A 17,805-nucleotide genomic window follows, 5' to 3' on the forward strand; every position below is an offset into this window, starting at 1 on the left:
TATGAGGGTTGGGATCAGCCCGCAAGCGGCGCGACCAGCGCGCCATCGCGGACCGTTACGAAATGGCAGGCGACACGGTGGCCGGGCACCACCTCGCGCAATTCGGGCTCGCGCAAGGAACAGTCGGGCTGCGCGGCCGGGCAACGCCCGGCGAAGCGACAGCCCGGCGGCGGGTTCACCGGACTGGGCGGGTCGCCCATCAGCCGCACGCGGCGGGCGGCGGACTCGCGCCCGCCCTTCACCGTCGGCACGGCCGACATCAGCGCTACGCTGTACGGATGCAGCGGACGCGCGAAGAAGGCGCGACGCGACGCCTGTTCAATGATCTTGCCCAAGTACATCACCGCGATGTCGTCGCAGATGTGCTCGACCACGGCCATGTCGTGCGAAATGAACAGGAACGATTGCCCCTGTTCGCGCTGGATCCGGCGCAGCAGGTTCAGGATCTGCGCCCGGATGGCGATATCCAGCGCCGACACGGGTTCGTCGCACACGATCAGGTCGGGTGCGCTGGCCAGCGCCCGGGCTACGTTCAAGCGCTGGCGCTGGCCGCCAGAAAACTGGTGCGGAAACAGTTGGCGCTGTTCGGGGCGCAGGCCGACCAGCTCGAACATCTTGGCGACGCGCGCTTCACGCCCGCCGGGCGGGTCGATGCGCATCAGGTCCAGCGGCGCCCGCACAATGTCCTCGGCGCGCTGGCGCGGATTCAACGACGAATACGGGTCCTGGAACACCAGTTGCAGCCGGCGGCGCATCTGCCGCAACGACGATCCGTTCAGGGCAGTCAGGTCCGTGCCGTCGAAATGAATGGCGCCCGAAGTCGGGTCCGCCAGCCGCAACACCGACAGGGCCGTGGTGGTTTTGCCGGAGCCGGACTCGCCCACGATCGCCAGCGTGCGCCCGCGCGCCAAGTCGAACGACACGCCGTCGACGGCCTTGACCACCACGGGTTTACCGTCGCGGCCCTTGCCACCCACGGGAAAATGCACGGCCAGGTTCCGGACCGACAGCAATGCGGGAACGTGCGGCTGCGCCATCATGCAGTCTCCTGATAGAGCCAACAGGCCACGTCCTGGCCGTCGGCCACACGCGCCAACGGCGGGAATTCGGTCCGGCAGCGCGCAAGCGACTGGCTGCAACGGTCCAGAAAGGGACACCCCACGCCGCGGTCCCACACCGACGGCACCACGCCGGGGATCTCGGGCAGGTCCGGACGGATATCGTCCGGTTCGCGGTCCAGTTCGGGCAGGCAGGCGATCAGCCCTTGGGTGTAGGGATGGCGCGGTTGCGCCAGAATCTGCCGCACGCCGCCCTGCTCCACCACGCGCCCGCCATACATGACCACGACGCGATCGGCCATCTCGGACACCGCGCCCATGTCATGCGTGATCAGCAGCACGGCGGTGCCGCGCCGCGCCTGTTGCTCGCGCAGCAGATCGAATATTTGCGCCTGCACGGTGACGTCCAATGCCGTGGTGGGTTCGTCCGCGATCAGCACGTCCGGATCGCACGCCAGCGCGATGGCGATCATCACCCGCTGGCGCATGCCGCCCGACATCTGATGCGGATAATCGTCCACGCGCCGCTCGGGCACGGGGATGCCCACCGACTTCAGCATGTCGATGGCGCGCGCGCGGGCGTCCGCTTTGCTCAGCCCCTGGTGCAGCCGCAAGGGCTCGGCGATCTGGTCGCCAACCGTGTAGACGGGATTCAGCGCGGTCATGGGCTCCTGAAAGATCATCGAGATCTTGTTGCCGCGGACGCGCCGCATCGCCTCGTCGTCATGCAGCGCCAGATCCGCGCCCGACAAGCGGACACGGCCCGCGCCGATCCGGCCCAGCGCGGGAATCAGCCGCATGATGGCCAGCGCCGTCATGCTCTTGCCGCAGCCGGACTCGCCTACCAGGCACAGGGTCTCGCCGGCACGCAGCTCGAAGCTGACCTGGCTCAATACCTCTGCCACCCGGCCACGCGCGCGGAACTCCAGGCTAAGCGACTCGACTTCCAGGGCGGGAACGTCCAAACGGGCGTTCATGACCGCCCCCGCGACGTGGGATTCAGCGCGTCGTTCAGCCCGTCGCCGATCAGGCTGACGGCCAGCACGGTCAGGAAGATGGCCGCGCCGGGCAACGTCACGGCCCACCAGGCCGTCAGGATGTACGGCCGGTTGCTGCCGATCATCAGCCCCCAACTCATGATGTTGGGATCGCCCAGCCCCAGGAACGACAGGCCTGCCTCGAACAGAATCGCCGTGCCGATGGCCAGCGTGGCCGATACGATCAGCGGCGCCAGGGCATTGGGCAGGATCACCCGCCAGATGATGCGCGCGTCGCTCGCGCCGATCACGCGTTCGGCCAGCACATATTCACGCCGCTTCAAGCGCAGGAATTCGCCCCGCGCCAACCGCGCGGTGCCCGTCCAGCTGACTACGCCGATCGCCACCGCGATGGTGGCGAGCGACGGCGTGAACAGCGTCACCAGCACCATGGCGAATAGCAAGGTGGGCAGCACCTGGAAGAACTCGGTAATGCGCATCAGTGTTTCGTCGACCCAGCCGCCGTAGTAGCCGGCCAGCGCGCCAACCGTCAGGCCGATGGCCATCGACAGCACCGCGGCCACCACCCCCACCAGCAGGGTCGCCCGCCCGCCATAGACCATGCCGGTCAGCACATCGCGGCCCAGATAGTCGGTGCCCAGCAGCCTATCGCCGCCGGGCGGATCCATCGGCGCGCTGGCGATTTCAAATGGATCCGCCTGCATCAGCATCGGCCCGAAGATCGTCACCGCCAGGATGAGCGTCAACAGCAGCACGCCGAACACCGCCGACGGATTACGGACGAACACCCGCAGGGCCTCGTAAGACTGCCTGGCCGGCGCGCGCGACGGCGCGGCAGTCACCGCGGCAAGGGGAATGACGGAAGGCGCTTGGCTCATGATGTCTTGATCCTGGGGTCGATCAGGCGGTAGGCCAGATCCGTTAGCTGATTCATCACCACCACCAGCAGCGACGCGAACAGCAGAATGCCCAGCAGCGTCGGATAGTCACGCCGGAGCACCGAGTCGAACGCCAGCCGCCCCAGCCCCGGCCAATTGAAGACCGTCTCGACCAGGATGGCGCCGGCCAGCACGTTGCCGAACTGCAAGCCCAGCATCGTCACGACCGGCAGCACGCCGTTGCGCAGCGCATGCTTGTACAGGACCACGCGTTCCGGCAAGCCTTTGGCGCGGGCGGTGCGGATGTAATCGGCGGACAACGCCTCCATGACGCTGGCCCGCGCCAGACGGCTGTACTGCGCCAGATAGACGAACGCCAGCGTGAAGGCCGGCAACACCAGGTGGTGCAGCACGTCCACCACGCCCGCCCAGCCGTCTTGCGGACCGCCCGCCGACCGCATGTCCGACACCGGGAAGATCGGCAAGGCGGACGCGAACAGGATGATGAGGATGATGCCCGTCCAGAACACGGGCGCCGAATAGCCCACCACCGACAGCAGCGTGATGCCCTGCGACAGGGGCCCATTCGGCTTCCTGGCGGCCAGCGTGCCCAGCAGCGTGCCCACGATGAACGCACTGAACACCGACGTCACCACCAGCAGCAGCGTGGCGGGCACGCGTTCCCAGATCAGGTGCGCCACCGGCACGTTGAAGAAGTAGGAATAGCCCAGGTCGCCCCGCAGCACCTGCGCCAGGTACAGGCCCAGTTGCACCAGGAAAGGCTTGTCCAGCCCGTACTGCGTGCGCAACTGCGCCCTCAGGTCTTCGCTGATGCCGCCCATGGAACCCGCGATGGTCTCGACGGGATCGCCGGGCGAGATATGGATCAACAGGAAGTTCAGTGTCACCACGGCCAGCAACAGCAGGCCCGCGTAAGCTAGGCGACGCAAGAGAAAACGCAGCATGGCGGCCTCGGCTTATTGCAGGTAGACGTCGTCCAGCGGCGACAGCACGCCCCAGATCCCGTCTGGCATGCCATGCACTTTCTTGGACGTCAGGGTGTGGTACGGAATGACCGTCAGAAAATCGATCGGCACATCATCGGTTACCAAGCGCTGGAACTCGGCGTACTGCGCGCGCCGTTTTTCCACGTCGGTCTCCATGCCCGCTTGCGCCAGCAGCGCATCCACCTTCGGATTGGAGTAGGACTGCGTATTGGTCCAGATGATGTCGCGGATATTGCTGGACAGGTAGGTGCGGTGCACGCCGATGACCGGGTCGCCCCAGTTGAAGACGATGTCCGTCGTCATATCGAAATCGTGGCTGGCAATGCGCTTGGCCCAGGTCGGGAAATCGGGCGAGGCGCGGACCTGCACCGCGATGCCCACCTTCTTCAGCTGGCTGCGCAGGTATTCCGCCACGTTCTTGCCCTGCACATCCGAGCCCGGCATGTAGTCGACCGTCAGCGTCAGGCGTTCGCCCTTGGCGTCTTTCTTGAAACCGGCCTCTTCCAGCAACTGCTCGGACTTCTTCAGGTCAAGCGGGTACTTCTTCACGTCAGGCGTCGCGAAGGGGCTGGTGCCAACGATGGGCCCGTCGGCGGGCTTTGCGAAGCCGGCGTTCAACGCCTTCGTGATGAAGCCCTTGTCGGTCGCGTATGCGATGGCCTGCCGCACGCGCACGTCGTTCAACGGCTTGCGCGCGGTATTGAAGGCCAGCCAGCTCAGCGCACCGATGCCTTCGTAACCTTGGTTGGTCATGACGATGGCGGGGTTATCCTTGGCGCGGCGCAAGATCGTCGGCTCGGTCATGAAAGGCAACGCGCCGATGTCGCCGCGCTCAAGTCCGATCAACAGATTGGTGGCATCCGGATTGATTTTCACGACGATCCGGTCCAGATAGGGCTTTCCCGGCAGAAAGAACTTATCGAAGCGTTCCAGCACGATCTCTTGCCCCGGCTTGAACTCCTTGAACTTGAATGGGCCGGATCCCACCACGTCGGTCGAATTCCGGGGATGGGTCTTGATGTCCTGGCCATCGTCGTAGATGTGCTTGGGCAGCACCGGCATCAGCGCCGGCGACAACGCCAGAAGAATCGCCGGGTGCGGTTGGCTCATGCGCAGCACGGCCGTGTAGGGATCAGGCGTTTCCACGCTTTGCACCGGTGCGAACATCGTCTGGAACGGGTGGTTGTTCTTGACCGCCATGACCGAAAACGCGACGTCCGCCGACGTAACGGGCTTGCCGTCATGGAACACGGCGTCTTTGCGCAAACGCAGGGTCAACGCCTTGCCGTCCGGCGCCAGTTCCCAGGACTCGGCCAGGTAGGGATGCGGCTTCCAGTCGGCGTCGTAGCGCAACGGACTGGCGAATAGCTGCGCGCTGGGCAAGGCGGTCGCGGTGCCCGATTGCACCGCCCCATTCAGGTGCCGCGGCACCTGCGTGGAGCCCACCACCAGCGTGCCGCCGGGTTTGGGCGCATCCGCCGCCACGGCCGCGCCCGCCATCGCCATCACTGCCAGAATCGTTGCAAAGCCTTGTCGTGCGCTGCGCATGGTTTTTCCCTTGATGTGTTTGCTGTCAGGCCATTCATCGGATGGCTTTCGCATTAGCGTAGCCATCCCGCGGACCAAGCCTTAGTACCAAACGGCCAGAGTCTTTGGTGCCAGCGTTGCCACGGGCAGGCTCAAGAAAAGTTGGCAGGGTTGGCGGCGACCGCGCGCGCATACAGAACCGCCACCGCGCAGCTGTTGACTCGCGCCTGCATGGAATCAGACCGGCTCGTCAGCAGCACCGGCACGCGCGTGCCCAGGACCAGCCCCGCCGTTCCCGCGCCCGCCAGCCAGGTCAGTTCCTTGTAGAGCATGTTGCCGGCTTCGATGTCGGGCACCAGCAAGATGTCGGCATCGCCAGCCACGCGCGACACGATGCCCTTCTGCTCAGCCGCGTCGCGCGAGATCGCGTTGTCGAACGCCAACGGCCCGTCGATGTCGCCGCCGCGAATCTGCTGGCGGTCGGCCATTTTCGACAGCGCGGCGGCGTCCAGCGTGGCCGGCATCGACGGATTGACGGATTCGGTGGCACACAACACGGCAAGCTTCGGGCGCGGCACGCCCAACGCCCGCGCCAGATCGATAGCGTTCTGGGCAATGTCCGCCTTTTCCTGCAAGGTGGGGGCAATGTTGACGGCGGCATCCGTCAGGATGAACCACTTGGGATAGGCCTCGACCGCCATGACGAAAGCGTGGCTGATGCGGCGCTCGGTGCGCAGCCCGGACTCGCGCGCCACCACGGCCGACATGAAGTGGTCCGTGTGCAGGCTGCCTTTCATCAGCATGCTGGCCGCGCCGTCGCGCGCCAACGCCGCGGCAGCGCGCGCGGCTAGCTTCTCGTCGTCCGGGGTATCCACGATCTCGACGCCGCCGGGGCTTATGCCCATCTCGGCCAGCAGGGCCGCGATGCGACGCGCCGGGCCCACCAGCACCGGATCGATGTAGCCGGCGTCTCGCGCCTGGATCGCCGCGCCCAAGCTCGACGGACACAAGGGATAGGCCACCGCGGTGCGCTGCCGCCCGGCCAATAGCGCGGCATCGCGCAGGGGTTCGAACAATCGGTCGATTGCCATGGGTACGTGCTCCTGCCGCGGATGTCCGCAAGGTCAGCGGGGAGGCTTGCGGCGCGGCGCCCGCCGCGCCGCAAGCATCGGTCAACCCTTGACGGGTTCGATCGACAGCGGCACTTCGCCTGAATGGAACGGCTGGTTCACGTACTGCTTGTATTTGTCCAGCAGGCGCAGCGGCTGCTTGAGCGCGTCGCGCCGGAACGGGTCGCCCAGCTCTTGGCTGACCATCATCTCCAGCACGGTGGTCTTGCCTTCCGACTGCGCCTTGCATGCCGCCTGCAGCGCGGCGCCAACCTGATCGGCGTGTTCGACGCGGATGCCTTCGGCGCCCATTGCCCGCGCCAGTTCGGCGAAGTTGGGGTTGAGCAGGTTGCTGCCCACGAAGCGGCGCCCGTAGAAGTCCACCTGATTCTTCTTTTCCGCGCCCCACTGCCCGTTGTGGAACACCACGGCGGTCACCGGAATCTTCTCACGCACGCAGGTCAGCAATTCCTGGAAGCTCATGCACCAGGCGCCGTCGCCCACATAGGCCACGGCCGGGCGGTCCGGGCGGCCCAGCTTGGCGCCGATCAGCGCGGGCAGCGCATAGCCGCAATTGCCGAAGCTCATCGCGGCCAGCATGGAGTTGGGCTCATCGAAACGCAGATAGCTGTTAGAGACCGAGCAGATGTTGCCGATGTCGGTGGACACCATGACATGCTTGGGCATCGCGCGTTCCAGCTCGCGCAGCATGCGGCGCGGGTGCATGCGGCCGCCGCCCTGTTCGATGATGTCCAGGCTCCAGTCATCGCGTTCGTGCGACCACCCGTCCAGTTCCTTTTCCCACTCGGCCTTCTGCGAGGCGATCTGGTCGCCACGCGCCGCCTTGGTGCGAGTGCAGGCCACCTCGCGGTCCTTCAGCTTGGCGGCCAGCGCCGCGGCGGCGGGCCGCGCGTCGCCGCAGATGCCGACCGACACCGGACGCACCAGGCCCAGCATGCGGTGGTCGGCGTCCACCTGGATGATGCGCGCGCCTTGCGGCCAATAGTCCAGGCCGTGCTGCGGCAAGGTGCCGAACGGCCCCAGCCGCGTGCCCAGCGCCAGCACCACGTCGGCTTGCGACAGCAGCTTCATGCCGGCCTTGGCGCCTTGGTAGCCCAACGGTCCGCACCACAGCGGATGACTGGCGGGGAAGGCGTCGTTATGCAAATAGCTGGTCACGACCGGCGCGCCCAGCAGTTCGGCCAAGGCCACGCATTCGGCCTGGCCTTCCGAGAACAGCACGCCGCCGCCGGCCACGATGACCGGGAACTTGGCCTCGGCCAACAGGCGGGCCGCCGCCTCCAGGTCTTCTTCCGAGCCCGGCCCGCGACGGATGCGGCGCGGCTCGGGGATGGCCACGTCGATCTCGCCATAGAAGTAGTCGCGCGGAATGTTCAACTGCGTCGGGCCGCGCTCGGCCAGCGCGTTGTCGAAGGCCTTGGCCGTGAATTCCGCCATGCGGTCCGGACGGTTCACATGCGCCTGGTACTTGGTGATGCGGGAAAAAATGGGCAGTTGTTCGGTCTCCTGGAAGCCGCCCAGGCCCATGCCGGCCGTGCCGGTCTCGGGCGTGATCGCCACCACCGGGCTATGCGCCCAGTACGCCGCGGCCACCCCCGTCACGAAGTTGGTGATGCCAGGGCCATTCTGCGCAATGCACACGCCATGGCGGCCGGTCACGCGTGAGTAGCCGTCCGCCATGTGCGCGGCGCCCTGCTCGTGCACCGTGGGCACGAAGCGGATGCCCGCGGCGGGAAACAGGTCCAGCGCATCCATGAAGGCCGAACCGACAATGCCGAATACGTCTTTGACGCCCTGCGCGACCAGCGTTTCAACAAACGCTTCGCTGGGGGTCATGTGTTGTTTGCTGCTCATGGTCTCTCTCCTGGCAGGCCGGCGCTTGTGTGGTTGCATCGTGGCCGGGGTGAATCGATACTGCCGGAGAAAACCCGCCCGTCCCACCCCCTGGCGTTTCATTTTCTGCAAAATCCGTGCGACGATAGGCCGTTGGCCGCCGAATCTTCAAATATTGAAAGATGAAAGACGAATCCTCCGCCGCGTTGCGCGCGCTGACCTTGCTGGAACAGGTCGCCCGATCCGAAACCCCCGTCTCGTTGGCCGCACTGACCGACGCCACCGGCCTGCCCAAGCCGTCCGTGCTGCGCATCCTGACGCGGCTGGTCGAAGCCGGTATGTTGCTGCGCGAGCCCGCCGGCAAAAGCTATGTCAGCGGCCCGCGGCTAAGCGCCCTGGCACGCGAAACCCTGCTGAATTCGCCATTGCGCGGAGAGCGCCACCGCATCCTGGACAGCCTGGTCGATGAAATCGGCGAAACCTGCAACTGCACCATGCTGGATGGCGACGAAGTCATTTATCTGGATCGGGTGGAAACCGCCTGGCCGCTACGCGTAAACCTGCAGACCGGTTCGCGCGTGCCGTTGCATTGTTCGGCCAGCGGCAAACTGTTCCTGGCCAACATGCGGCGCGAGCCGCGCGCGCGCCTGCTGGCCGCCGCCCCTTTGCCCCGCTATACGCCCAACACCCTGTGCGACGTCGCCTCGCTTGAGCTAGAGCTGCGCGCCATCAAGAAAGAAGGCGCCAGCTTCGACCGCGAGGAGTTCCTGCTGGGCATCGTCTGCATGGCCGTGCCCATTCTTCATGGCCCGCGCGTCATCGCCGCGGTGGCGCTACACGCGCCGGTCGCCCGGTTGTCCATCGACGGGGCGCGAGGCTGGCTGCCGCGCATGCAGGAAGCGGCGCGAGCCCTGGCGGGCACCTACGAACCGCAGCCGTAAAGGCAACCTTCATCACGGCCGTCACGCCAACCGCAAGCCGCGCCACGGCCGGGCAGGACGATGCCTGCCCGTAGACACCCCCCGAGACGTCCCCCATTTTTACGCCGCGCGGCCCTGCCCCGTGACGGCCGGGCCATGGCCAGGGCTTACACTGTCGGTCGACTCTGTTTTTCGCATTTTTTGCGATCCCCCTATTGTGACCAACACGCCCTTCTCCTCCCTGCCCCTCTTGCCCGCCCTGCTCGACAACCTGCAAAGCCTGGGGTTCGAGCAAATGACGCCCATCCAGGCGCAAAGCCTGCCGCTTATCCTGGAAGGCCGCGACATCATCGCGCAGGCCAAGACCGGCAGCGGCAAGACCGCGGCGTTCGGCCTGGGCGTGCTGCAAAAGCTGGACGCAAGCCAGTTGACGCCCCAGGCGCTGCTGGTCTGTCCCACCCGCGAACTGGCCGATCAAGTGGCGCAGGAACTGCGCCGGCTGGCGCGCCTGATCCCGAACATCAAGATTCTGACCCTGTGCGGCGGCGCGGCCGCCCGCCCCCAGGCTGAATCGCTGGCGCGCGGCGCCCATTTGGTCGTCGGCACGCCCGGCCGCATCCAAGATCACCTGACGCGCGGCAGCCTGGACTTGTCCGGCCTGACCACGCTGGTGCTGGACGAAGCCGATCGCATGGTCGATATGGGTTTCTACGACGACATCGTCGCCATCGCCTCGCACTGCCCGCCCAAGCGCCAGACGCTGCTGTTTTCGGCCACCTACCCGGACAACATCCGCAAACTCAGCGCCCGCTTCCTGCGCAACCCCGCCGAGGTCAAAGTAGAGGCGCAGCACGATGCCAGCCGCATCGAACAGATCTTCTACGAGATCGACGGCAAAGACCGCCTGGACGCCGTGGCCCGCCTGCTGGCGCATTTCCGTCCGGTTTCGACGCTGGCATTCTGCAACACCAAGGTCCGCAGCCACGACCTGGTCGAACGGCTGCAGGCCGACGGCATCAGCGCCCAAGCCCTGAACGGCGACCTGGAACAGCGCGAGCGCGACGAGATCCTGATCCAGTTCGCCAACCAAAGCTGCGCCGTGCTGGTCGCCACCGACGTCGCCGCCCGCGGGCTGGACATCCAGAACCTGGGCGCCGTCATCAATGTGGACGTCACCAAGGACACCGAAGTCCACGTCCACCGCATCGGCCGTAGCGGCCGAGGCGACCAGAAGGGCCTGGCGCTAAGCCTGTGTTCGCCCGACGAAATGCGTTGGGCCAACCTGGTCGAGCAATACCAGGGCTCGCCCCTGAAGTGGGGCGACATCAAGTCCCTGAAGCCCAAGGCGGATCGCCCCCTGCGCGCGCCGATGGTCACGTTGTGCATCCAGGGCGGCAAAAAAGACAAGCTGCGCCCGGGCGACTTGCTGGGCGCCCTGACGGGCGATGGCGGCCTGACCTTCGAACAGGTCGGCAAGATCAACATCACCGAATTCAATTCCTACGTCGCGCTGGACCGCCAGATCGCCAAGCAAGTGTTCTCGCGCGTGTCCAACAGCAACATCAAGGGCCGCCGCTTCCGCATGCGGTTCCTTGAAGAGTTTTGATTGCTGCCGGGGCAGGCGTTTTTTGCGATGTAGCGGTTAAAAGACCGCGATGATTGCTTGATGATTTTGCTCGGGTTTTGCCATAATGGCCCCGCCCGGCCCGGCGTTTCCGCTTAAATCGCGGCGCGCCGGATGCGGAACCAAAGGTCAACGGCGTCCTCCAACGGGCCGCTGTCCCCTTAACCATCACAAGAGAAACCCACCATGATCAAGTCCGACGATACCGGCAAGCTGATCCTGCGCCTGACCCTCGGCATTCTGATTCTGCTCCATGGCCTGTCCAAATTGATGGGCGGCGGCGTCACCGGCATCAGCGGCATGCTGTCGTCGCACGGGCTGCCCGGCTTTTTGGCCTATGGCGTCTATATCGGCGAGATCATCGCGCCGGTCTTGCTCATCATCGGCGTCTACACCCGCCTGGGCGGCCTGGTGATCGCCATCAATATGGTGGTTGCGATCTTGCTGGCCCACACCGGCCAGTTGAGCAGCGTCACCAACTCCGGCGGCTGGGCCCTGGAATTGCAAGGCATGTTCCTCTTCACCGCCCTGGCCATCGCCTTCATGGGCGCCGGCCGTTTCAGCCTGGCCGGCAACGGCGGCCGCTGGAACTGACACGCAACACCGCATGGCGCCGCTTGACGGCGTCACGCACGAAAAACGGGGTCGCTCAGGCGGCCCCGTGGCTTTTCCAGCAGAGATTGATACGAACGACATGGGCTGTCACTCAGGCGCAAACATCCGTCACCTGAAAGCTGTTTCGGAACGATTACAGGCACGAACTCGGGCCTGAGGGTATGGCCTAATCCGTATCAGCGCATCAGGCCTTGCATCGCACGCCCGGCGCTGGTTTGGAGTGACCGACATGAAAAAGCGTCTGCTGGTGGTCCTGGCGATAGCCAGTTCGTTGACGGGATGCGTCGTGGTCCCGGCCCGCCCGGGCTACTACCGCCCGGCCCCCGTCTATTACACGCCGCACTACTATTACCCGGCGTACCCCGCCCCGCATTATTACTATCGCGGATATTGATCCTCGCCACCGAGGCGATCAGGAACAGCCATGACATCTTCCGTCCGGATTTCCCGCGTGCGGCCCTTGGCCACCGCCGCCCTGCTGGCGGCCTGTGCCAGCGCGGCGGCGCAGACCTACGCCCCGCCGCCCCCGCCCGAGGCGCCCGCCGCGCCGGCCTATGACACCAGCGACCCCGCCAACGTCAACCTGGCGCTGGTGGACCGCAGCCCCGAGCCCCCACCGCCCCTGCCCGTCTACGTGCAGCCGCCCGCGCCTGCCGACGGCTACATGTGGGTACCCGGCTACTGGAGCCGCAACCGCTACGGCTTTTTCTGGGTGCCCGGCGCATGGGTGATGGCGCCCTACCACGGCGCGCTCTGGACGCCGGGATACTGGGGCTTCGTGAACGGGCTGTATATCTGGAATGCGGGCTACTGGGGCCCCCACGTGGGGTTCTATGGCGGCATCAACTATGGCTTCGGCTATGTCGGCATCGGCTACGTCGGCGGCTATTGGAAGCGCGACCGCTTCTACTACAACCGGTCGGTGACCAATGTGAACGTCACCCGCGTCACCAACGTCTACAACCACACTGTCGTCGTCAACAACATCGATAACCGTCGCGTCAGCTATCACGGGGGCCCCGATGGCATCCGCCGCAGCGCCGACCCGCGCGAGCTGGCCGCCCGCAACGACCGCCACGCGCCGCCCACCGACGTCCAGCGCAGCTTTGTGCGTGATGCCGGCAACAACCGCGCGCAGTTCTACGAACACAACAAGGGCCGTCCGCCTCAGGCGTTCGTCGACCATCCGAACAACCATGACCGCCCGTCCGACTCGCAGCGACCCGACATGCAGCGCCCCGGCGGGGATGGACGCCCGGGGAACGGGCGGGATCAAGGGCACGACAATCGCCAGGGCGCCGGCGCGCCCAATGGTGCACCCGCTTCCAATATGACCGGCGGCCCCAACGCCGGGCGTGGCCAGAATGGCAATCAGAACGGACGGCCTGGCTCGGACGGCCGACCCGGCGACGCCACGCCGCAGCGTGGCCCGCAACAGAATCCGGGGCAGACCGTCACGGGCACCTCGCGCCCGCAATCGCCGGCGCCGCAGCAAGCGCGGGATCCGGGGCGGGATCAGCAGCAGCAGCGCGCGCAACAGCAGCAAGCCCGCGATCAGCAAGCGCGGCAGCAACAAGACCGGGATGCGCAGCAGCAAGCGCGCCAGCAACAGGCCCGTGATGCGCAACAACAGCAAGCTCGTCAGCAGCAGGCCCGTGATGCGCAGCAACAGCAGGCTCGCCAGCAGCAGGCGCGTGAGGCGCAGCAGCAGGCTCGCGAATCGCAGCAACAGCAAGCGCGTGAGCAGCAGCATCAACAACGTCAGCAGGCGCAGCAACAAGCCCAGCAGCAAGCCCGCCAGCAGGCGCAGCCCCGGCCCGAGAACCGCCCGCAGCAACAAGGCGGCGGAGGTGGCGGAGGCGGCCGCGACGCGCAACGCGGCGAAGGCAAGGGCGGGCCCAACCGCGACTGAACTGGACCCCTGCCCGTGGCGGGACTACAGTAGGCACTTTGCCGCGCTCCCGCCCCGCGGCGCACTGGATACCGGAGCTTTCCTATGAACCGCCTTGTCTCTTGCTTGATGCTCTGCGGCGTGCTGGCCGGCACGTCGGCCCATGCCGCGTTGAACGTGGGCGCGCCCGCCCCCGACTTCAGCACACAGGCGTCTCTGGCCGGCAATGCCTTCACCTTTAAGCTGGCCGAAGCCCTGAAGCAAGGGCCGGTCGTGCTGTATTTCTTCCCCGCGGCGTTTTCTAAGGGCTGCACGATCGAAGCGCACAACTTCGCCGAAGCCACGGATGAGTACAAAGCACTGGGCGCCACCGTCATCGGGGTGTCGACGGACGACATCGACACGCTGAACAAATTCTCGGTCAGCGAATGCCGGGGCAAGTTCGCCGTGGCGGCCGATGGCGACGGCAAGATCATGAAGGCGTATGACGCCGTGCATGACAAGCGTCCCGAATACGCGCAACGGGTGTCCTACGTGATCTCGCCGCAAGGCAAGATCCTTTATGAATTCACGGACATGAACCCGGATTCGCACGTGGCCAACACCATGCGCGCGCTGCGCGACTGGAAGGCCAAGCAGTAAGGGCAATCGCCCCGGGCGGCGCCCCGGGGGCTCGGCGCGGAAGGCCTAATTGAACGGCCAGACCGGAGGATGCGTCCCGGGCGGACTGGACGGACGCGTCCAACGGGCGGGGGTTTCCGAGAACCGCGCGGCATGGCGCACGGCCAGCAATTCACCGAAGCCCGACGGCTCGGTCTCCAGCAAGCCCTCGAATCCGGGCATCTGACAGGCAAGGCCGTCCTCGACCCGCCCCAGGCCGCGCAACCAATGCGCGGTCTGCGCCAGCGACACGCGGACATGCCAACTGCCGCCTTCGGTTGCCTGCCGGGCCAGCGCGGCTTGCGCGCCGAACGCCATCAGGTAGCCCGACGCATGGTCCAGGATCTGCATGGGCAGCGGCTTGGGCGCTTCCTGGCCGGCGGCCTGCGCCTCGGCATGGTTGAAGCCCGTCGCCGTCTGCACCAGGGAATCGAAGCCGCGGCGGTTGGCCCAGGGCCCGACGTTGCCATAGGCCGACAGCGACACATAAACAATGCCCGGCCGGATGCGCGCCGCGTCCTGCGGGCCGAAGCCCAACGCCGCCATCCCGCCAGGCCGGTATCCCTGCACGAACACATGCGCGCTGCGCAGCAGATTGCCCAGCGCGATGCGGCCGTCGGCTGTGTCCAGATCGGCCAGCACGGACAATTTGCCGCGGCTGGTGTCGATGATGTTGTCGATATTGGGCAACTGCGGCGAATTCACCAGCATCACGTCAGCGCCATAGGCGGCCAGCGCGCGTCCGCAGACCGGCCCCGCGATGATGCGGGTAAGGTCAAGCACGCGGATGTCCTTCAGCGGGCGCGCATCGTGCCCGTACTTGGGCAAGGGGCGCGGATCGGCTTCGCCGATGCGCTCGATCGTCATCAAGGGTTGCGAGGCAATCGCCTGACCCTGCGCATGGCGGTCCCATTCGTCGAAGCTGCGCATGGCCGACACCACCATGCCGGCATCGGCGGCGACTTGCTCGAAATCCAGCGCCTTCCAGCGGCTCAACGCGCGCTCCACCGTTTCGCGGGTGGTGCCCTCGCCGGTCGGACAGCCCAACAATGCCAACGCGCCGTCGCGATGGTGCGCGAAATTGGCATGGATACGCACCCAGCCCCCATCGCCGCAGCGATACACGCCGCTGATCGGATCCCAGGGGTTGGGCGTCACCCCATTGATCTTGAAGTGGCTGCGGCACTCTTGAGCGGCGTGCAGCATATCGACGCTGACCTGCTGCCGGGCGCCGCCCCGCAGGTGCCAAAGCTCGGCCGCGGCCAAGGCGGCGGCGGCCATACTGGCTTGCGCCGCCGTGCCGACCGCGAAGGACGAAGGCAGCACCGGCTCGGCACCGGTCAACAGCACATGCTCAAGCGATTCGCCGGGAAGGTCCAGTGAACGCCAAAGCGCTTGCAGGACGTCGCGGGACGTCTTGCCGGCGGGGGTGCGTCCTCTCAGAAAGGACGGGCGGAGGTCCATCAGATTTCCCATAGCGTTCAACTTTGCTCTCGTCGTTAATGGCATTACATGGCGCAGGGGCAAGCGCGTCAATACATCCGCAGCGCCAGCGTGTTTCATGGTTTGACCGCCGCCGGACGGCACAAGCGCAGACTTGGCCCTGTACCCCGCTCCCCTGCGGACCCGAATCCTCCGTCACATCTACTCGTAGTTTTTACATCGTCTTCCAAGCCTGGCCTGCACGCTAGAATGCCACCCTCGCTGGCCGGACCTGCTTGTCCGCCAATCTTGCCCTGGACCGCCTAGATGAACACGCTGCTTTGGCTGCGCACCGACTTGCGCCTGCACGACAACCCCGCACTGGCTGCCGCCGCCGAGAACGGCACGGTCACCGCGCTGTTCCTGGCGTCGCCCGGACAGTGGCGCCAGCACGGCGACGCGCCGGCCAAGGTGGATTTCTGGCTGCGCAACCTGCGCAAGCTGGCAGGCGATCTGGGCGCGCTTGGCATTCCTCTGAAATTGTTGACGGTTGCCGACTGGGGCGATGCGCCCCGCGCCATCGCCGGCTTTTGCCAGGCGCACGGAATCGCGCAAGTCCATGCCAACACCGAATGGGCCATCAACGAACGCCGCCGCGACGCGGCAGTGGGCCTGGCACTGCAAGCGGACGGCGTGGACTGGACCCTGCACCACGGCGCCTCGCTGCTTCGTCCCGGCACGGTGCTGACTGGCAAAGGCGAGTGCTACCGCGTCTACACGCCCTATGCGCGCACCTGCCGGGAACGGCTGCGCACGGCGCCGCTGCGCCCCGTGCCCGCGCCGCGCGCCCAAGCCGCGCCGCCATGGGCAGCGGACCCCCTGCCCGACGCGTTCGACGGTTTTCCGCCCCCAAGCGACGCAGTGCGCGCGCTGTGGCCCGCGGGTGAAGCAGCAGCCGCTGACCGGTTAGCCGCCTTCGCCGACGGCGTCATCGACGCCTACAAGGAAGACCGCGACTTTCCATCGCGGCCCGGCACCAGCTGCCTGTCGCCCTATCTGGCGGCGGGCGTGCTGTCGCCCGGACAGGCGCTGCGCGCCGCACTTGCCGTCAACCATGGCGAACTGGACAGCGGTAAGGCCGGCGCCGCCACCTGGATTAACGAACTGCTGTGGCGCGAGTTCTATCAGCATCTATTGGCCGCGTATCCGTCGCTGTCCATGCATCAGCCCATGAAGCCGGAAACCGCCGCCGTGCCCTGGCGCGACGCGCCCGCGGACCTGCACGCCTGGCAATACGGCAAGACGGGCATCCCCATCGTCGATGCCGCCATGCGCCAGTTGCTGGCCCTGGGATGGATGCACAATCGGCTGCGCATGGTCGCCGCCATGTTCCTGTCGAAAAACCTGCTGATCGATTGGCGGTTGGGCGAAGCCTGGTTCATGGCGCAACTGGTGGATGGCGATTTGGCGGCCAATAACGGCGGCTGGCAATGGAGCGCGTCAACCGGGGCCGACGCGGTGCCCTACTTCCGAGTGTTCAACCCCTTATCCCAATCCCGCCGCTTCGATCCTCGCGGCGCGTTCCTGCGGGAATGGCTGCCCGAACTGGCGCACCTGGACGACCAGGCCATCCACGACCCCAGCCCGATGGAGCGCGCGGCCGCGGGCTATCCGGCGCCCATCGTGGACCTGGCGCAAAGCCGGCTGCGCGCGCTGGAAGCGTTCGGCAATCTGCCCGCCGCTTGAGAGCGGTTCACGCGCCCGCCGCGGCCTGCTTGTCCAGCCGCTTGATGAACACCTGCAATTCCTTTTCGACCTGCTTGTCGCCGCGCGCCTGGGCGGCTTCCAGGCCGGCGTTCCAGGCCGCCCGAGCGCCGTCCAGGTCGCCTTGCCCCTGGCACGCCTTGCCCAACCATTTCCACGCGACCGAGTAAGCAGGGTCGAACACCAGCGCCGCCCGCAGGTGTGGTTCGGCCTCGCGAAAGCAGTCTTGTTCGGCATAGGCCTTGCCCAGCGAAAACCGCAGCAGCATATTGTCGGTGCCCTTGGCCAGCATGGCTTCCAGGCGTTCAATCATTCCTTCCATCGCGGCTCTCCTGCCGACGCTCGATGTTGATGCGACATGATAGGACGGCCTTCCGCGCCAGGCATGAATGGCCCCGCCCGGCCCTCGGGATAGCCTCGTTCGCGCACGCGGTCCAGGCGCTACACTCGACGGCAGGCCGCGCATTGGCGCCCCCGC

General features: G+C 66.4%; 16 protein-coding genes. 7 read left to right on the top strand and 9 right to left on the bottom strand.

Annotated features, from left to right (window positions below; all coding sequences use genetic code 11):
- Nucleotides 1-14 precede the first annotated feature (14 nt).
- From ACI0FO_RS06245 to xsc, 7 genes are all read right to left on the bottom strand, one after another.
- Nucleotides 15-1,040, bottom strand: coding sequence for an ABC transporter ATP-binding protein (locus tag ACI0FO_RS06245; RefSeq protein ID WP_416025025.1), 1,026 nt, complete (start codon nucleotides 1,038-1,040; stop codon nucleotides 15-17).
- On the bottom strand, nucleotides 1,037-2,035 hold the full coding sequence (locus ACI0FO_RS06250) for an ABC transporter ATP-binding protein (protein WP_416025027.1): 999 nt from the start codon (nucleotides 2,033-2,035) through the stop codon (nucleotides 1,037-1,039). Before ACI0FO_RS06250 ends, ACI0FO_RS06245 begins: the two co-directional genes overlap by 4 nt.
- A complete protein-coding gene (locus tag ACI0FO_RS06255; RefSeq protein WP_416025029.1) occupies nucleotides 2,032-2,934 on the bottom strand; it encodes an ABC transporter permease in 903 nt (300 codons plus the stop codon). The genes ACI0FO_RS06250 and ACI0FO_RS06255 overlap by 4 nt, the downstream gene beginning before the upstream one ends.
- Complete coding sequence (locus ACI0FO_RS06260; protein WP_416025031.1) at nucleotides 2,931-3,899, bottom strand: ABC transporter permease; 969 nt, start codon at nucleotides 3,897-3,899, stop codon at nucleotides 2,931-2,933. Before ACI0FO_RS06260 ends, ACI0FO_RS06255 begins: the two co-directional genes overlap by 4 nt.
- Before the next feature lie 12 nt (nucleotides 3,900-3,911).
- The gene (locus ACI0FO_RS06265) at nucleotides 3,912-5,489 is read right to left on the bottom strand and encodes an ABC transporter substrate-binding protein (protein WP_416025033.1); all 1,578 of its coding nucleotides are present in this window, start codon (nucleotides 5,487-5,489) and stop codon (nucleotides 3,912-3,914) included.
- Between the two features lie 131 nt (nucleotides 5,490-5,620).
- Nucleotides 5,621-6,559: a bifunctional enoyl-CoA hydratase/phosphate acetyltransferase gene (locus ACI0FO_RS06270; protein WP_416025035.1), complete on the bottom strand. Its 939-nt coding sequence runs from the start codon at nucleotides 6,557-6,559 to the stop codon at nucleotides 5,621-5,623.
- Nucleotides 6,560-6,640: 81 nt separating this feature from the next.
- Nucleotides 6,641-8,452 (bottom strand): sulfoacetaldehyde acetyltransferase, encoded by a 1,812-nt coding sequence (xsc, locus tag ACI0FO_RS06275; RefSeq protein ID WP_416025037.1) that lies wholly within the window; start codon nucleotides 8,450-8,452, stop codon nucleotides 6,641-6,643.
- Nucleotides 8,453-8,613: 161 nt separating this feature from the next.
- Between xsc and ACI0FO_RS06280 the strand changes: the two genes are divergently transcribed.
- From ACI0FO_RS06280 to ACI0FO_RS06305, 6 genes are all read left to right on the top strand, one after another.
- A complete protein-coding gene (locus ACI0FO_RS06280; protein ID WP_416025039.1) occupies nucleotides 8,614-9,372 on the top strand; it encodes an IclR family transcriptional regulator in 759 nt (252 codons plus the stop codon).
- Between the two features lie 196 nt (nucleotides 9,373-9,568).
- Nucleotides 9,569-10,957, top strand: coding sequence for an ATP-dependent RNA helicase DbpA (dbpA, locus tag ACI0FO_RS06285; protein WP_416025041.1), 1,389 nt, complete (start codon nucleotides 9,569-9,571; stop codon nucleotides 10,955-10,957).
- 204 nt (nucleotides 10,958-11,161) lie between these two features.
- Nucleotides 11,162-11,569, top strand: a complete 408-nt coding sequence (locus ACI0FO_RS06290; protein WP_416025043.1) for a DoxX family protein — start codon at nucleotides 11,162-11,164, stop codon at nucleotides 11,567-11,569.
- A gap of 250 nt (nucleotides 11,570-11,819) precedes the next feature.
- The gene (locus tag ACI0FO_RS06295) at nucleotides 11,820-11,984 is read left to right on the top strand and encodes a hypothetical protein (RefSeq protein WP_416025045.1); all 165 of its coding nucleotides are present in this window, start codon (nucleotides 11,820-11,822) and stop codon (nucleotides 11,982-11,984) included.
- 30 nt (nucleotides 11,985-12,014) lie between these two features.
- Nucleotides 12,015-13,502, top strand: coding sequence for an adenylate cyclase (locus ACI0FO_RS06300; protein ID WP_416025047.1), 1,488 nt, complete (start codon nucleotides 12,015-12,017; stop codon nucleotides 13,500-13,502).
- An 84-nt stretch (nucleotides 13,503-13,586) separates the two neighbouring features.
- Complete coding sequence (locus ACI0FO_RS06305) at nucleotides 13,587-14,123, top strand: peroxiredoxin (RefSeq protein ID WP_416025049.1); 537 nt, start codon at nucleotides 13,587-13,589, stop codon at nucleotides 14,121-14,123.
- A 45-nt stretch (nucleotides 14,124-14,168) separates the two neighbouring features.
- Here ACI0FO_RS06305 and ACI0FO_RS06310 read toward each other — a convergent pair whose 3' ends face one another.
- Nucleotides 14,169-15,617 carry a CoA transferase gene (locus ACI0FO_RS06310; protein ID WP_416025670.1) on the bottom strand — a complete coding sequence of 483 codons (1,449 nt, stop codon included), beginning with the start codon at nucleotides 15,615-15,617 and terminating at the stop codon, nucleotides 14,169-14,171.
- 273 nt (nucleotides 15,618-15,890) lie between these two features.
- On the opposite strand from ACI0FO_RS06310, the gene phrB reads away from it, so the two are divergent.
- Complete coding sequence (gene phrB / locus ACI0FO_RS06315) at nucleotides 15,891-17,309, top strand: deoxyribodipyrimidine photo-lyase (RefSeq protein WP_416025051.1); 1,419 nt, start codon at nucleotides 15,891-15,893, stop codon at nucleotides 17,307-17,309.
- 7 nt (nucleotides 17,310-17,316) lie between these two features.
- Here phrB and ACI0FO_RS06320 read toward each other — a convergent pair whose 3' ends face one another.
- The gene (locus ACI0FO_RS06320; RefSeq protein ID WP_416025053.1) at nucleotides 17,317-17,649 is read right to left on the bottom strand and encodes a hypothetical protein; all 333 of its coding nucleotides are present in this window, start codon (nucleotides 17,647-17,649) and stop codon (nucleotides 17,317-17,319) included.
- Nucleotides 17,650-17,805 lie beyond the last annotated feature (156 nt).

Origin of the sequence: Achromobacter marplatensis, assembly GCF_049060505.1 — a bacterium.
Lineage (GTDB): Bacteria > Pseudomonadota > Gammaproteobacteria > Burkholderiales > Burkholderiaceae_B > Achromobacter > Achromobacter marplatensis_A.

Excerpts from the sequence above, each read along its gene's own strand:
- ACI0FO_RS06250 (WP_416025027.1), bottom strand. The coding sequence starts at position 2,035 with ATGAACGCCCGTTTGGACGTTCCCGCCCTGGAAGTCGAGTCGCTTAGC.
- ACI0FO_RS06320 (WP_416025053.1), bottom strand. The coding sequence starts at position 17,649 with ATGGAAGGAATGATTGAACGCCTGGAAGCCATGCTGGCCAAGGGCACC.
- ACI0FO_RS06260 (WP_416025031.1), bottom strand. The coding sequence starts at position 3,899 with ATGCTGCGTTTTCTCTTGCGTCGCCTAGCTTACGCGGGCCTGCTGTTG.
- ACI0FO_RS06245 (WP_416025025.1), bottom strand. The coding sequence starts at position 1,040 with ATGATGGCGCAGCCGCACGTTCCCGCATTGCTGTCGGTCCGGAACCTG.
- ACI0FO_RS06310 (WP_416025670.1), bottom strand. The coding sequence starts at position 15,617 with ATGGGAAATCTGATGGACCTCCGCCCGTCCTTTCTGAGAGGACGCACC.
- phrB (WP_416025051.1), top strand. The coding sequence starts at position 15,891 with ATGAACACGCTGCTTTGGCTGCGCACCGACTTGCGCCTGCACGACAAC.
- xsc (WP_416025037.1), bottom strand. The coding sequence starts at position 8,452 with ATGAGCAGCAAACAACACATGACCCCCAGCGAAGCGTTTGTTGAAACG.
- ACI0FO_RS06255 (WP_416025029.1), bottom strand. The coding sequence starts at position 2,934 with ATGAGCCAAGCGCCTTCCGTCATTCCCCTTGCCGCGGTGACTGCCGCG.
- ACI0FO_RS06265 (WP_416025033.1), bottom strand. The coding sequence starts at position 5,489 with ATGCGCAGCGCACGACAAGGCTTTGCAACGATTCTGGCAGTGATGGCG.
- ACI0FO_RS06305 (WP_416025049.1), top strand. The coding sequence starts at position 13,587 with ATGAACCGCCTTGTCTCTTGCTTGATGCTCTGCGGCGTGCTGGCCGGC.
- ACI0FO_RS06300 (WP_416025047.1), top strand. The coding sequence starts at position 12,015 with ATGACATCTTCCGTCCGGATTTCCCGCGTGCGGCCCTTGGCCACCGCC.
- ACI0FO_RS06280 (WP_416025039.1), top strand. The coding sequence starts at position 8,614 with ATGAAAGACGAATCCTCCGCCGCGTTGCGCGCGCTGACCTTGCTGGAA.
- ACI0FO_RS06295 (WP_416025045.1), top strand. The coding sequence starts at position 11,820 with ATGAAAAAGCGTCTGCTGGTGGTCCTGGCGATAGCCAGTTCGTTGACG.
- ACI0FO_RS06270 (WP_416025035.1), bottom strand. The coding sequence starts at position 6,559 with ATGGCAATCGACCGATTGTTCGAACCCCTGCGCGATGCCGCGCTATTG.
- ACI0FO_RS06290 (WP_416025043.1), top strand. The coding sequence starts at position 11,162 with ATGATCAAGTCCGACGATACCGGCAAGCTGATCCTGCGCCTGACCCTC.